Annotated in this window: 16 protein-coding genes; 8 read left to right on the top strand and 8 right to left on the bottom strand. The window is 69.4% G+C overall.

Annotation, left to right across the window (positions count from 1 at the left end; all coding sequences use genetic code 11):
* The first annotated feature begins 374 nt into the window (after positions 1 to 374).
* Positions 375 to 797, top strand: a complete 423-nt coding sequence (locus ACT53U_RS16435) for a HutP family protein (protein WP_476156882.1) — start codon at positions 375 to 377, stop codon at positions 795 to 797.
* Positions 798 to 800: 3 nt separating this feature from the next.
* Here the strand turns inward: ACT53U_RS16435 and ACT53U_RS16430 are convergent, their stop codons facing one another.
* Positions 801 to 1,838 (bottom strand): bile acid:sodium symporter family protein, encoded by a 1,038-nt coding sequence (locus tag ACT53U_RS16430; RefSeq protein WP_476156881.1) that lies wholly within the window; start codon positions 1,836 to 1,838, stop codon positions 801 to 803.
* Between the two features lie 130 nt (positions 1,839 to 1,968).
* Between ACT53U_RS16430 and ACT53U_RS16425 the strand changes: the two genes are divergently transcribed.
* Positions 1,969 to 2,811, top strand: coding sequence for a LysR substrate-binding domain-containing protein (locus tag ACT53U_RS16425; RefSeq protein ID WP_476156880.1), 843 nt, complete (start codon positions 1,969 to 1,971; stop codon positions 2,809 to 2,811).
* 17 nt (positions 2,812 to 2,828) lie between these two features.
* On the opposite strand, the gene ACT53U_RS16420 is transcribed toward ACT53U_RS16425, so the two are convergent.
* Both ACT53U_RS16420 and ACT53U_RS16415 read right to left on the bottom strand, forming a co-directional pair.
* On the bottom strand, positions 2,829 to 4,187 hold the full coding sequence (locus ACT53U_RS16420) for a sensor histidine kinase (protein ID WP_476156879.1): 1,359 nt from the start codon (positions 4,185 to 4,187) through the stop codon (positions 2,829 to 2,831).
* 31 nt (positions 4,188 to 4,218) lie between these two features.
* Positions 4,219 to 5,022 (bottom strand): response regulator, encoded by an 804-nt coding sequence (locus ACT53U_RS16415; protein ID WP_476156878.1) that lies wholly within the window; start codon positions 5,020 to 5,022, stop codon positions 4,219 to 4,221.
* A 196-nt stretch (positions 5,023 to 5,218) separates the two neighbouring features.
* Between ACT53U_RS16415 and ACT53U_RS16410 the strand changes: the two genes are divergently transcribed.
* Together ACT53U_RS16410 and ACT53U_RS16405 are read left to right on the top strand one after the other, a co-directional pair.
* Complete coding sequence (locus ACT53U_RS16410) at positions 5,219 to 5,419, top strand: NepR family anti-sigma factor (RefSeq protein ID WP_476156877.1); 201 nt, start codon at positions 5,219 to 5,221, stop codon at positions 5,417 to 5,419.
* Positions 5,416 to 5,973: a sigma-70 family RNA polymerase sigma factor gene (locus ACT53U_RS16405; RefSeq protein ID WP_476156876.1), complete on the top strand. Its 558-nt coding sequence runs from the start codon at positions 5,416 to 5,418 to the stop codon at positions 5,971 to 5,973. The genes ACT53U_RS16410 and ACT53U_RS16405 overlap by 4 nt, the downstream gene beginning before the upstream one ends.
* 97 nt (positions 5,974 to 6,070) lie before the next feature.
* Here ACT53U_RS16405 and ACT53U_RS16400 read toward each other — a convergent pair whose 3' ends face one another.
* Positions 6,071 to 7,156: an AI-2E family transporter gene (locus tag ACT53U_RS16400; RefSeq protein ID WP_476156875.1), complete on the bottom strand. Its 1,086-nt coding sequence runs from the start codon at positions 7,154 to 7,156 to the stop codon at positions 6,071 to 6,073.
* A 197-nt stretch (positions 7,157 to 7,353) separates the two neighbouring features.
* On the opposite strand from ACT53U_RS16400, the gene ACT53U_RS16395 reads away from it, so the two are divergent.
* The 3 genes from ACT53U_RS16395 (at position 7,354) to ACT53U_RS16385 (ending at position 8,572) form a co-directional block, all read left to right on the top strand.
* Positions 7,354 to 7,764 carry a hypothetical protein gene (locus tag ACT53U_RS16395; RefSeq protein ID WP_476156874.1) on the top strand — a complete coding sequence of 137 codons (411 nt, stop codon included), beginning with the start codon at positions 7,354 to 7,356 and terminating at the stop codon, positions 7,762 to 7,764.
* A 2-nt stretch (positions 7,765 to 7,766) separates the two neighbouring features.
* Entirely contained in the window at positions 7,767 to 8,153 is a 387-nt protein-coding gene (locus ACT53U_RS16390; protein ID WP_476156873.1) for a hypothetical protein, read from the top strand.
* Positions 8,154 to 8,275: 122 nt separating this feature from the next.
* A complete protein-coding gene (locus tag ACT53U_RS16385) occupies positions 8,276 to 8,572 on the top strand; it encodes a hypothetical protein (RefSeq protein WP_476156872.1) in 297 nt (98 codons plus the stop codon).
* A gap of 103 nt (positions 8,573 to 8,675) precedes the next feature.
* Here the strand turns inward: ACT53U_RS16385 and ACT53U_RS16380 are convergent, their stop codons facing one another.
* The 4 genes from ACT53U_RS16380 to ACT53U_RS16365 all read right to left on the bottom strand — a co-directional run bounded on the left by ACT53U_RS16380 (position 8,676) and on the right by ACT53U_RS16365 (position 12,193).
* Complete coding sequence (locus ACT53U_RS16380) at positions 8,676 to 9,767, bottom strand: sensor histidine kinase (protein ID WP_476156871.1); 1,092 nt, start codon at positions 9,765 to 9,767, stop codon at positions 8,676 to 8,678.
* A 1-nt stretch (position 9,768) separates the two neighbouring features.
* Complete coding sequence (locus ACT53U_RS16375) at positions 9,769 to 10,182, bottom strand: response regulator (protein ID WP_476138499.1); 414 nt, start codon at positions 10,180 to 10,182, stop codon at positions 9,769 to 9,771.
* A 29-nt stretch (positions 10,183 to 10,211) separates the two neighbouring features.
* Entirely contained in the window at positions 10,212 to 11,717 is a 1,506-nt protein-coding gene (locus tag ACT53U_RS16370) for a sensor histidine kinase (protein ID WP_476156870.1), read from the bottom strand.
* 311 nt (positions 11,718 to 12,028) lie between these two features.
* On the bottom strand, positions 12,029 to 12,193 hold the full coding sequence (locus ACT53U_RS16365; protein ID WP_476156869.1) for a DUF1328 domain-containing protein: 165 nt from the start codon (positions 12,191 to 12,193) through the stop codon (positions 12,029 to 12,031).
* A gap of 378 nt (positions 12,194 to 12,571) precedes the next feature.
* On the opposite strand from ACT53U_RS16365, the gene ACT53U_RS16360 reads away from it, so the two are divergent.
* Positions 12,572 to 12,877 carry a hypothetical protein gene (locus tag ACT53U_RS16360; protein WP_476156868.1) on the top strand — a complete coding sequence of 102 codons (306 nt, stop codon included), beginning with the start codon at positions 12,572 to 12,574 and terminating at the stop codon, positions 12,875 to 12,877.
* Positions 12,878 to 13,008 lie beyond the last annotated feature (131 nt).

Genomic DNA, 13,008 nt, shown 5'->3' with positions numbered 1-13,008 from the left:
GAGGCTTTGAACGACGAACAGCGAGACGACCGCGGCACGAGGCGCAGGCCGTCCGGAAACCACCATCAAGGGGTCAAGTGTCACTCGGTGGATATCGCCGCGGCGACGCGGAAAGCGTCTTCGGCGGCGAATTCGTTTGGGTCGATCAAGAGGTCACGAGGTTCTGCTCTCGACCCGGAGCGGGAACGGCAAACGTATCCCACCGATTGCTCCGCCCGTCAACGAGGGCGATCCCCATAGGTATTCGATCGCATTGCGGCCCCGGCGACGGCCACAATCCGAAGGCAGTTCCGCGAACCGGCCGACCATGCTAGGGGATCGCGACCGACGGCCGGCCGCGACGCCGCGACGCGCCCTCGGGGAGAGCAACAAACATGAAGATCGCGCTGGAAGCCGACCGCCTCGGCAAGCTCGCCGTCCTTCTCGCCATGTCGTCGAAGGACGAAGAAGAGGCGATCAAGGCCCAGATTTCGCAGGAGAGCAAGGTCCGCGTCGCGGTGACCTGGGTCAGCGGCCGCAAGACCGACATCAACCGCACCTTCCCGCGATCGATCGTCAACGCGGCGATGAAGGCGGGCGTGGTGCGCGACACGCCCGGCGCCACCCACGCCCTGATCCACGCCGGCCTCGAGGCGCTCGGCGGCCTGATCCCGCCGATCCCCGGCGACAGCAGCCTCAAGGTGAAGGTGGCACTCGCCTCCGACACCACCTGGCTGGTGGTCGCCGCCTACGGCGAATCCGCCTTCCTGCCGGAGACCAATCACGAGCGTCTCGGCCTCGGCGTGATGCATCTGTGACATTCAGCCGCTCTCCGCCGCGACGGGCGCGGCGATCGGTGTGACCGAAGGGGTGGATTCCGCGTTCCGGCGCGCATAGCGCCGCGACAGCCAGGCACCGGTCATCAATTCCATCTGGTGGAACAGCATCACCGGCACCAGCACCAGCCCGGCCTGTTCCGGTGCGAACAACACGCCCGCCATCGGCACGCCGGTCGCCAGACTCTTCTTGGCGCCGCAGAAGACCGCCGCGATCTCGTCGCCGCGGCCGAGGCCGACGAGCCGCGCCGCCCGGGTGATCGTCAGGATCATGCCGGCGAGCAGCATCGCCTCGACCAGCACGACCACGGCGAGATCGTTCGCCCCGAGCCGCGACCAGACGCCGAGCCGGACGGCCCGGCCGACGGCGCCGTAGACGATCAGCAGGATGGAGCTGCGATCGGTGATCGCGAGCAGCCGCCCGTTCCGGGCGACCCAGCCGGCGAGCCAGGGGCGCAAGACCTGTCCGACGGCGAAGGGGACCACGATCAACCGCACGATCTCACCGATCGCGCTCCAGGTGCCGGCCTCACCCTGCAACGACAGCGCGACACCGACCCACAGCGGAGTCAGCACCGTTCCGGCGATGTTGGAGAAGGTGGCGGCACACATCGCCGCCGGCAGATTGCCGCCGGCGATCGAGGTGAAGGCGAGTGACGACTGCACCGTCGAGGGCAGGAGCGTCAGGAACACCAGACCGATCACCAGGTCGTTCGACAGAACGCCCGGCAACAGGTGCGCGAGTCCCAGTCCCAACAGCGGAAAGAGCAGCCAGGTCGCGCCGAAGATCAACGACTGGAGCCGCCAGTGCGCGATGCCCTCGACCACTCGGCGAGGGGCGAGCTTGGCGCCGTAGAGGAAGAACATCACCGTGATGGCGACGTCGGTCGCGCGCGCCACCGTCGGCGCCATCGCCTCGTTCGCCGGCCAGAGACTGGCCGCGATCAGGGTCGCGATCAGGCCGAGGGTGAAGGGATCCGGCACGAAGCGGCGGACGGCGGCGATGACGGAGCCCGTCGACATGGATTTCCTCGCATTGCGGTGCCGTACGCGATCGCACGGGCGACGAACGAGCGAGGAGGATGTCGCACTTGGCGATGATGCGGAACCGTGCATACCATGCATTTGGTATTCACGTTTCGAGAACACCACGATGTTCGATCCGCATCTGGTCGCGAGCTTTCTCGCCATCGTCGAGGAGGGCAACTTCACGGCGGCGGCCCGCCGGCTCGGCGTCGGTCCGTCGACGATCAGCCAGCACATCCGCAGGCTGGAGCAGGAGACCGGCCGCCGCCTCTTCACCCGCGACACCCACCGGGTCGCCCCGACCGTCGACGGCGAGGCCTTCGTCGATCTCGCCCGTCGCATCGTCGAGGCACAGGAGCGCGCCCGCGCCTATTTCGCCGCCTCGGAACTGCGCGGGCGCATCCGCTTCGGCGTCTCCGAAGACTTCGCCCTGTCGCCGCTGCTGCCGCACGTCCTGAGGCGGTTTTCCGCCCGCCATCCCTCGATCGACCTGGAACTGCGCGTCGGCCTGTCGACCGAGCTGCACGCCCTGCTCGACGATGCCGCGATCGACCTCCTCTTCGCCAAGCGCCGCCCCGAGGACGAACGCGGCGTCACCGTGTGGCACGACCGGCTGGTCTGGTTGGCGGCTCCCGACTGGTCGGCCGCCGCCGGCGCGGCCCTGCCGCTCGTGCTCTATCCGCCGCCGAGCATCACCCGAGCCCTCGTCCTCGAGGCGCTCGACACCGCCGGCATCCCCTGGCGCGTCGCCTGCACCTGCGGCAGCCTCGGCGGCCTGCGGGCCGCGATCGCCGCCGGGCTCGGCATATCGGCCCAGTCGAGCCGCCTCGTTCCCGACGGTCTGGCGACGCTGGAGGCGGCGGACGGCCTGCCGCCCCTGCCGCACGTCGACTTCATCCTGCTCTCCGCCACCCGCCGCCCGCCGCCCGCGGTCCGCGCCATCATGACCTTCATCCGCGAGATCATGTGAAGCAGCGCCGACGCGCGTCAGAGGAAGGCCGGGTCGGCATCCAGACGGCAGGTCGTCCCCGCCGGACCGATGTCGAGATCGACACGGCCGGCCAGGGCGCGGGGCAGGTGCCGTTCGAGCAGCATCCGACCGTAGGCATCGCCGAGAAGTCGGGCCGGCGGTCCGGGCCGCGCCCATCGCAGGACGAAGCGCCCGTCCCGTTCGCCCCATGTGACGTCCGTGCCGGCGGACGCGGTCGCCGCCGCGTCGCTCACCAGTTCGTGCAGCCCCAGGGCGAGGCTCTGGGCGGCTTCGGGCGACAACAGACGATCCGCACCGTCGATCCGGACGGTGAGCGCCTCCCCGGCTGCCCTGATCTCGCCCTCGACGAGCCGGCGCAGCGGAACCCCCCGCCAGCTCTCCTCGACGAGAATCTCGTGCACCCGCGAGAGCGCCTGAAGGCGGCCCTCGAACGGCGCGAGGAAGGTCTTCGCGCTTCCCTCGTGCAGCGCAGCGCTCTGCCGGGCGATGCCCTGGACGACGGCGAGGAGGTTCTTCGAGCGATGGGTCAGTTCGCGCAGCATCTCGCGAATGTCGCGCTCGTGGTTGCGATGACCGGTGATGTCGATCGAGACCGTGGTGACGCCGACGATCGCGCCGCCTTCGACGAGCGGCTCGACGCGCCCTTCGAACCACGCCTCGCCGTCGGCGCTCGGCAGGCCGACCTCGAACCGTTCGGCGGCCCCGGTCTCGATCACCCGCCGCCGCACGCGGTTCATCGCGTCGGCGGTGACGTTCGGAACGACCTCTTCGGCCTGTCGGCCGATCAGATCGGCCTCGGTCAGGCCCTTGGGCGGGTTGTAGACCCAAGTGTAGCGCAGATCGCGATCCTGCTGGGTGACGGAGATCGGCGTGCCCTCGAGAGCGATCTCGAACCGGCGGCGGGCGACCTCGAGTTCGCGGGTGCGCACCGAGACCCGTCGCTCGAGCTCGCCGTTGAGACCGCGCATCTGTTCGAGCAGGGCCTGTCGCGCCGCCTGCTCCTCGGCGAGACGGCGATTGGCCTCCAGGAGTTCGCAGCGGGTCGGCTGCGACACCAGACGGGGCACCAGGAACCAGACGGCGCCGGCCATCGTCGTCATCAGGGCAGCGGCCACGGCTTCGACGTAGAACAGCGCGACGCTGTCGGGTGCGCCGATGAGGGCATAGCGTCCGAGCTGGGTCACGGCGAGGGCGACGACGAACATCGCCATGACCGTGGTCGCCCCGGCGAGGCCGCCGAGACGCCCACGGATGGCGACGAGATACCAGAGGAGCGCAGCGGTCATCGAGGCACTGGCGATCAGGGTCGCCGTGTCGACGATGAAACGGAGCCCTGTGAATGCCTCGGGTGCCACCGATCTCTCTCCCGACCGCGGACAGGCGGGATCAAGCGGAACGACGGACACCCGCCGAAGCCGCCGTGCCGAAGAACAGGGCCTGCGACACCACCGCCTTCACCGTGTCCTCGCGGAACGGCTTGGCGATGAGGAAGGTCGGCTCTGGGCGCGTGCCGGTCAGCAGCATCTCCGGATAGGCGGTGATGAAGATCACCGGAACGTCGAACTCGGCGAGGATCTCGTTGACGGCGTCGAGGCCGGACGAACCGTCGGCGAGGCGAATGTCGGCGAGTACCAGCCCGGGACGGGTGCGACGGGCGATCTCCACCGCCTCCTTCCGGGTGCGGGCGTTGCCCGCCACCGTGTGGCCGAGCGATTCGACGAGCGACTCCAGATCCATCGCGATGATCGGCTCGTCCTCGATGACCAGCACGCTGGCCGAGACCTGTTCGCCGATCCGGCGCGACGCTTCGTCCAGCAACTCGCCGAGCGTCTCTTCGTCGACCCCGAGGACGAGTGCCGCGTCCCGCGGCGCGAACCCCTCGACCGCCGTCAGCAGGAACGCCTGACGGGGCAGCGGCGTGAGCGCCTCCAGATGCCGATCGGCGGCGGCCGCGCCGTCGTCGAGGGTCTCGGCGACACGGTTCATCGGATTGGCGTTCCAGATCGTCGAGAAGTAGCGATAGGCCGCCAGACGCGGCTCGACGGTGCGGTCGAAGCCGGTCGGATCGGCGACCAGCGCCTCGAGCATGGCCACGACATGGGCGTCGCCGCTCGCCTGGCTGCCCGACAGGGCGCGAGCATAGCGACGCAGGAGGGGCAACTGCGGGGCGATCAGGGCGGTGATGGACATGGAGCACTTTCCCGACTGAGGACGACGATCCCTATCGTAGTCTGTACCGGTCCGAACGCAGGAGAGATCCTCCGGTTCCCTCGGCTCGCGAAAAAAGTCTCGTCCGCACGGGAACTCCTCGTCGACGGGCGCGTTGTCGTCGCAGAGATCTCCACCGATCCCGACGGAAATCCGAAGACCCCGCAGGAACCAACCCATGTCGCACCGCAAGCAGCCCCCGTCGCAGAATCCGCCGCTCGGCGCGCCCGTCGAGGCACATCTGGGGGAGAAACTGCGCGAGTTCTACGACTCCATTCTCTCCGAGCCAGTTCCGGACAGGCTCACCGCTCTGCTGGACCAGCTCGAGAGGCAGGAGCGCGCCGCCCTCGGCGCGAAGTCGGAAAGCGAGACGAAATGACGGCCATCACCGCGCTCAAGACGGCTCTGCTGTCCGAGCTCCCGGCGCTGCGCGCCTTCGGGATCTCGCTCTCCGGCAGCCACGACAAGGCAGACGATCTGGTCCAGGAGACCCTCATGAAGGCATGGGCCTCGCAGGGCTCCTTCACCGAGGGGACGAACCTGCGCGCATGGCTCTTCACCATCATGCGCAACACCTACTTCAGCCAGTATCGCAAGGCGCGGCGGGAAGTGCAGGACGTCGACGGCGAGGCCGCCGCCCGCCTGGTCTCGATTCCGGGTCAAGACGGCCATCTCGACCTCGACGACTTCCGCTCCGCCCTCGATCGGCTCGCCCCGGACCAACGCGAGGCACTGATCCTCGTCGGTGCCTCCGGCTTCTCCTACGAGGAGGCGGCAGAGATCTGCGGATGCGCGGTCGGAACCATCAAGAGCCGCGTCAACCGGGCGCGGACGAAGCTGATGCAGGCACTGTCGATCGACACGCTCGACGAGATCGGATCGGGTTTCGCGTCGTGGGGCACCGATCGCTCGTCGATGGCCTCGGGCGTCTGACCCACCCGCCGCACCCGGAAATTCCGAGACGACGACGGCCCCGGAGACCACCGCTCCGGGGCCGTTCTCGTGTCGGCGCTCCGGCTCGGCCGCGGCGTCAGTCGGGCAGCGTCGGGCGCGGGTCGTTCCGCAACTCCTCGGCCAGCGTCCGGGCGAGCAGCGCCAGGGGCATGGCGAGCACGGCGCCGAGCGCACCCCACATCCAGGTTCCCACGACGATCGCCACGAAGACGAGGAACGGATTGATCTCGAACCGACGGCCGAGGAAGGCCGGAACGACGCCGTTCTCCGCCACGAGATGGACGACGAGAAAGGCGCCGGCCGGCCAGATCGCCGCCGACGGCGTGTCGTGGACGAGGAGGCCGGCGGCGAGAAGCGAGAACGCCACCAGCGCCGCACCGAGGAACGGCACGAAGCTGACGAGGAACGTCAGGATACCCCACAGTGCCGGGTTGGTCAGCCCTCCGGCCCAGGCCAGGCCCGCCGACGCGAGACCGACACCGAGATAGACGATCGCCGTCGTGCCGAAATAGCTCGCCAGCGCGGCCTCGCCGGCGTTCATCACCCGGATGACCGACAGCCGCCGGTCGCGGTCGACGAAGGCGAGAATGGCGCGGCGCCGGAGATCGGCCCGGCCCGCGACGAAGAAGGCGAGGGTCAGGAAGAAGATCGCGATCTCGCCCAGCGCCGGCGTCAGGCCGCCGAGAACCCCCGTGACCGACGCCAGATCGATCGACGACGCGATCCCTTCCAATCCCGGGGGCGCCCCCGCACCGCCGAGGACGGAACCGGACCCCACCACGCGCGTTCGCAACGTGATCAGAGGCTCGAGCAGACGCCCGAACAGCGTCTCGACCCGATGGATCATGTCCGGCAGACGCTCTCCCACACCGGAGATCGCTTCCGCGGCCGCGTCGACCAGGACGAACAGACCGAAGCCGGAGACGACGACGAGCGCCATGCCGCCGACCAGTGGCGGCAGTCCGAAGCGCTGCACGCGGTCGCCGACATGCGCGATCACCGAGCCGAACACGACCGCGGCGATCATCGGCACGACGAGCGAGGCCGCCGCATGCAGCGCGACGACCAGGGCGAGCCCGAAGAGGCCGACGAGGGCGATCTCGCTCGGACTGCGTCCACTGTCCGGGGCGGCGGCGATCGGGTTTCGTTCGTGAAGATTCAAGGGGGTTCTCCTCGTCGGATCGCGAAGACGATCGCGCCGTCGAAACCCCAATTCCCGGAGCCGGCGAAGGTTCCCGCAGCGGTGTCGCGACGAGAATGGGAACCCGACAGACCTTCGTTCGTTGTCCCATCGAGCCGGCGGTCGTCGAAGCCGCCGGAGATCCCCTTCCACCGCTTCGAACGAGAGAGGAGCCCGTCATGGCCCAGTCCAACGCCATTCGAAAGGTCGAGTCCGTCGCCGAGAACGTCGCCACGGATGCGTCCGCCGCCGCCGCCGATGCCCGCGAGGCGAGTGCGACCGTCGCCGCGCAGGTCGAGGCGATCACGGCCTCGGCCCGCGAGGCCCTCGCCCAGATGCGCCGCATCGTCGACGACTTCGCCGCCGCCACCGGCGAGAAGGCGAGCACGGCGAGCGATGCGGTCGAGGCGGCGGGCGCCGCCACCGCCGATCGCATCGGCGCGCTCGTCGACGACGCCCGGAGCATGGGCAGGGACGGTCTCGACACGATCGCCGATCGGGTCGCCGAGCGTCCGGTCGCCGCTCTCGCGATCGCCGCCGGCGTCGGCATCCTGCTCGGCCTCGCCACCCGTCCCGGTCGGCGCGGATGAGAATGTCCCGGCTCGTCGGCATCGACGTCGCCCTCGTCCGACGCCGCGGCGCTCTGCTGACGGTCTTCGGCATCCTGGCGGCGGCGGCGCTCCTCGTCGCGCTCGGCTTCGCCGGGCGCGCCGCGGAGATCGCGCTGACACGTCGCCTCGATCCCGAGACCGCCGCGCTCGTCGTGGCGGTCTCGGCCCTCGCCCTCGTCGTCGCGGCGGTCGTCGCGATGATCCTCGTCCTGCGTCGGACGCGTCGCGACGTGGCGCGCGCCGTGAAGACCAGCGCGATGGTCACGCTCGGCCCGCCGGCGGTTTCGCTGGCGCTCCGCCACACCGGCCTCGCCGCCGTGGCCGTCGCCGCCGGCATCGGTTTCTGGCTGGCGCACAGGGAGGACTGAACCCCGGTGTCGCGCCGACCCGGTCCCCGGATTCACGCCGGCCTGGAACCGGATGCGCCGACGAGCGTTGTCTCCACAGACGTCCGAGACTTCGGCAGACACAACGAAGACAGGAGGCGATCATGCGTATCCGATCCTTCGCAACGGCCCTGCTCAGCCTGACCCTGACCTTCGCGACCGGCGGCGCCCTCGTCGGCCTCTCGATCGCGAAGGAGAGAGCGTCTCGTCCCGAAATCCCGACGGCAGACCGCTGCCCGCCCGAATCCTGTACCGTGGTGGTGAAGACCACCGCCGGCGGCCCGCCGAGCGAGATGTTCCAGCCCGGCACGTCGGAAGGAACCGCCTCCGGCAGGTCCGGCGGTTGGGCCGTCGCCTTCCATCGTCCGACCACGCCGTCGGACACCGTCACCGTCGACTGACGTCGGCCGAGAACGCCCCCGCGACGGCGGCTCGCGAATGGGTGCGCCGAGGCGGGATACGGAGAGAAGGGGCGGTCGCCGCACGGCGACCGCCCCTCTTCGTTCAGGTTCGGCGGGATTCGTCGTCGGGCTCGGATTCAGCGACACACCGGGGAAAGGCGACCGTCACGACGGTTCCGACCGTGCCGCGGCTCCAGGTGATGTCGGCATCGAGATTGCGGCTCATCGCCCGGACGATCTTGGAACCGAGCCCGGTCCCGTGAGCCTCCCCGGTTCCGTCCCAGCCGATGCCGTCGTCGGCCACGGTGACGGCGACGCGATCGCCGTCCTCGACCGCGCCGACGCGGATCTCGCCGGTCGCACCGTCGCGATAGGCGTATTTGAAGGCGTTGGTCACCAGTTCGCCGACGATGACGCCGAGGGAGACGGCGCGATCGGTCTTGATGACGATCGGCGCCAGCTCGGTGACGATGTCGTGCATCGCCCCTTCGCCCCGCATCGCCGTGCCGAGCTCCTGCAGGAGGTGCCCGAGATAGGCGGCGATCTCGACTTCGCCGACGTTCTGCGACGCATAGAGATGGCGGTGCACGCCGGCGACGGCGGCGATCCGGTTCTGCGTCTCCTGGAGCGCGTGTTTCGCCCGCTCGTCGTCGAGGATCGAGGCCTGCATCCGCACCATCGCCGCGACCAGGCCGAGCGAGTTGGCGACGCGGTGGTTGACCTCCTTGAGGAGCAGTTCGGCGCGGTCCCGCGCCTCGCGCACCGCCCGCTCGTTCTCGACCCGCGCGCGTCTCAGCCGCCAGCGGTCGAAGGCCTGTTCGAGCGCCGCGATCAGAAGATCGAAGAAGTCGGTCGACGTGTCCTTGATCACGTAGTCGTCGGCGCCGTTCTTCAGCGCCTCGACGGCGAGCCGGGCATCGGCCGAAGCCGTCACGTAGACGATCGGTGGCCTGCGGTCGCGCGAACCGACACGGGCGAGGATGTCGAAGCCGGTCTCCCCGGCGAGCGAGTGGTCGAGCGCCACCACGTCGACGCCGCCCGCGGCGAGCATGGCGAGCGCCTCCTCGCCGGTCGCCACGCCGACGACGGTGTGCCCGCGACGCGCCAGAGCCCTGCGAACCAGCGCGCACAGGGCCGGATCGTCGTCGACGTGGAGAACCGTGATCGATCCGCCCAGTTCGGTGCCGTAGGGCAAGTCAGTCGACCTCCGGGATCTGCATGACCGAAAGGAACAGACCCAGTTGGCGGATCGCGTTGGCGAAACTGTCGTAGTTGAGCGGTTTGGTGATGTAGACGTTGGCGCCGAGATCGTAGCACCGCCGGATCTCGCGCTGATCGTCGGTCGTCGTCAGAACGATCACCGGAGACCGCCTGAGGTGCTCGTTGAACTTGATGCGGGCGAGAATGTCGATCCCGGTCATGTCGGGCAGGTTGAGGTCGAGCAGCACGAGATGCGAGCGCCCGGCACTGACCGCGCCGCTGCCGTCCGGACCGAGCAGATGGGCGAGCGCGGTCGTCCCGTCGCGGAAGGCGACGATCTCGTTCGTCACGCCGGCCCGCCGAATGTTCTTCTCGATCAGTCGCGCATGCCCCTCGTCGTCCTCGATCATGACGATGACGACGGGCTTGGGTTCTCGAGTCACGTGACACCTCTCCGGATGCGCAGCGCGAGGTCCTTGGCGACGACCACGCGGAACATGGTACCACTCGTACCGTCGCTCACCACCGTCACGTCGCCGCCGAGGCGGCGCGCCAGCGCTCGGGTGTGGGCGAGGCCGATGCCTTCGCCGGGGCGGTCCTGTGGGCCGGCGCGGCGAAAGAGTTCGAAGATGCGTTCGTGGTCGGCGACGGCGATGCCCCGACCGTTGTCCTCGACCTCGAAGATCGCGTTCCACCGTTCGATCCGCCCTCTGACGACGATATGCCCGGGGCGCCCGTCGACGAGGTACTTCGCGGCGTTGTCGAGGAGATTGGTGAAGATCTGTTGCAGGGCGGGGCGGTCGGAGACGATCGCAGGCAGCCTGCCCTCGATCTCGACCTGCGCCCCGGCCTCGTCGAAGCGATGCCGAATGGAGGCGATGCAGTCCTTCACGACGGCTTCGACGTCGAGCGGCTCAGGCTCGAGCAGGCGTCGCCCGGCGCGCGAGAGCTTCAGGATCTCGTTGATCAGCCCGTCCATGCGGGTGGTCGAGGACCGAATGAACCCCAGCGCCTCGGGCATGTCGTCCTCCACCGCGGTCACGACGTCGCGATTGCCCGGGACCGCGCGATCGAGCGGCGCGATCTCGAAATGCTCGCGGATCGTCCGGGTCGATTCCTCCAGTTCCGCGGTGAAGCCCATGATGTTGACGAGCGGCGCCCGCAGGTCGTGGCTGACGATGTAGGCGTAGCGCTGCAGCTCCTCGTTCGCCCGCATCACGCCGGCGGTCCGCTCGCGCACCTGCTCCTCGAGCGCCTCGTTGATCTCCGAGAGATCCCGCCGCGCCCGCTCGATCTCGTTCATGTGGCGGCGGATGAGCAGAGTCGCGCCGACCGCCAGGACGACGATCATCGCCGCACCCAGCGAGATCATCGTCGTCAGGGAGGCGGCGGCCTCGCGCATGCCGGCGGCACTGTCGATGCGGTGACGGGCGGCCCGTTCGCGCAGCGCCCCGCCCTGGGCGCGAACCTCGTCCATCAGCGTCTTGCCGGCATCGGAGGCGATCACGAGCCTGATGTCGTCGAGATGACCGGCACGGAACTCGGCGAGGTTGGTCTTGACCAGCTCCATCTTGCGGCGTCCGACGCCGATCATCCGATCGATCTCGGCGTCCTCGAAGAGCCTGCCGCCGTCCAGCTCGCGAGCCCGTTCGCGCAGCTCCGCCGCATCCTTCTCGAACTCCTCGAGCGCGGTGACGTAGGGCGCGAGATAGCTCTCCTTCGAGGTGATGATGAAGCCGCGCTGCGCCGTCTCGGCATCGACCAGATCGGCGATGAACTCGAGCACCAGCCGATCGACCCGCGCCGCCCGCAGGGCTTCGCCCGACTGCTCCCGGGTTCTGGCCGAGAACACGAAGGCGGCGGCGACGATGGCGAAGAGCGCCGCCGCCCCGATGCCGAGCAGGAGAATGTTGTAGGCGGCGAACGGGCGCCGGAAGACCTTCATGCGGACCGTTGCTCTCTCGGTACTCGTGGGCCGACGCAGGGAGTGTCCCGCGCAACATGGGGCGGCATGCCCGGTCCGTCCACCCGTCGGGGGAGCCGTCGCGACCGCCGTTCGTACCGATCAACGCACCATGCGCCGTCCGGTTCCCTCCGCGACCGGATCTTCGACGTGGAACGGACCGAAGGTGCCGAGCAGCCGTGCCAGCCCCCGGCGGATCACGCCGCCGGCCTCGTCGTCGTCGACGACACCCGCCCCTTCGGCGACCGAGGGCGCCCGGGGGCGCCCTCTCGGTTCGATGAACCCGATCGTCCTCAGGCACCCGGCACCAGCTGGGAGACATAGGAGATGAGGAAGAGAATCAGGAACAGGCCGAACAGGACCTTGGTGATGCCGGCGGAGGTGTTGGCGATGCCGCCGAAGCCGAACACGGCCGCGATCAGCGCGACCACGAGGAAGACGAGCGACCAGTGCAACATGAGAGAATCTCCTCTGTTGGATTGATCGCACAACGCCGCCGGACCCGTTCCGGTTCCCCTGTCGGCCGCGGCCGGTGCCGCAGCTTTTTCGACACGTCCCGGGAACCGGTGGCCGCCGTCCGGCGTTGTCTCGGCAAGGTTCGAGACCGAGACAAGCCGACCACGACGCGCCACCGGACAGGTGGACCCGCGGCGGGAACGGCCGTCCTCGAGCGAACGATCACCGTCGAAAGGATCTCGTCATGGCTCGCGGCCTCCTGCTCTGGCTCCTCGGCGTTCCGATCCCGATCATCATCCTGATCGCGCTCCTCTATCGCTGACGCGCCCGACGCGTCTCGACCACCCCGCCCCGCAACCCGACCAATCGAAGGTGACACCATGAATCTCTCCACGGCCCCGGCTCCCAAGCGCGTCGCCCTGTTCTTCACCCTCGCCGTCGCCCTCACGCTCGGCGCCTGCGCCAATCCGCGCGACCAGCGCATGCTCGACGGTGCGCTGATCGGCGGCACCGGCGGTGCGATCATCGGCGGCGTGGCCTCCGGCACCGCGGGCGGTGCCGTCGTCGGCGGCGTCGCCGGCGCGGCGGCCGGCGCGGTGATCGCCGACGCCACCCGCCCGCGCGGTCACGGCAAGACCTGCTGGTGGTCCGACAGGCTCGATCGCCGCGTCTGCCGCTACCGCTGAGGCGACACGGGTCGCAGGCCGCCGCCCCGGAGACGGGCGGCGGCCTCGCCGTGTCTCGTTCGAGGAGGACGTCGACGCCGCCGCGGCGATGCCGAAACACGTCGTCGTCGTGTCGCCCCGCAATGATGGAG

The organism is Pinisolibacter sp. DMC19 (assembly GCF_056313985.1).
This window is presented reverse-complemented; position numbering and strand designations above follow the sequence as displayed.

Coding starts and splice junctions, on each gene's coding strand:
- ACT53U_RS16435 (WP_476156882.1), top strand. CDS start 375: ATGAAGATCGCGCTGGAAGCCGACCGCCTCGGCAAGCTCGCCGTCCTT.
- ACT53U_RS16430 (WP_476156881.1), bottom strand. CDS start 1,838: ATGTCGACGGGCTCCGTCATCGCCGCCGTCCGCCGCTTCGTGCCGGAT.
- ACT53U_RS16425 (WP_476156880.1), top strand. CDS start 1,969: ATGTTCGATCCGCATCTGGTCGCGAGCTTTCTCGCCATCGTCGAGGAG.
- ACT53U_RS16415 (WP_476156878.1), bottom strand. CDS start 5,022: ATGTCCATCACCGCCCTGATCGCCCCGCAGTTGCCCCTCCTGCGTCGC.
- ACT53U_RS16410 (WP_476156877.1), top strand. CDS start 5,219: ATGTCGCACCGCAAGCAGCCCCCGTCGCAGAATCCGCCGCTCGGCGCG.
- ACT53U_RS16405 (WP_476156876.1), top strand. CDS start 5,416: ATGACGGCCATCACCGCGCTCAAGACGGCTCTGCTGTCCGAGCTCCCG.
- ACT53U_RS16395 (WP_476156874.1), top strand. CDS start 7,354: ATGGCCCAGTCCAACGCCATTCGAAAGGTCGAGTCCGTCGCCGAGAAC.
- ACT53U_RS16390 (WP_476156873.1), top strand. CDS start 7,767: ATGTCCCGGCTCGTCGGCATCGACGTCGCCCTCGTCCGACGCCGCGGC.
- ACT53U_RS16385 (WP_476156872.1), top strand. CDS start 8,276: ATGCGTATCCGATCCTTCGCAACGGCCCTGCTCAGCCTGACCCTGACC.
- ACT53U_RS16375 (WP_476138499.1), bottom strand. CDS start 10,182: ATGATCGAGGACGACGAGGGGCATGCGCGACTGATCGAGAAGAACATT.
- ACT53U_RS16370 (WP_476156870.1), bottom strand. CDS start 11,717: ATGAAGGTCTTCCGGCGCCCGTTCGCCGCCTACAACATTCTCCTGCTC.
- ACT53U_RS16365 (WP_476156869.1), bottom strand. CDS start 12,193: ATGTTGCACTGGTCGCTCGTCTTCCTCGTGGTCGCGCTGATCGCGGCC.
- ACT53U_RS16360 (WP_476156868.1), top strand. CDS start 12,572: ATGAATCTCTCCACGGCCCCGGCTCCCAAGCGCGTCGCCCTGTTCTTC.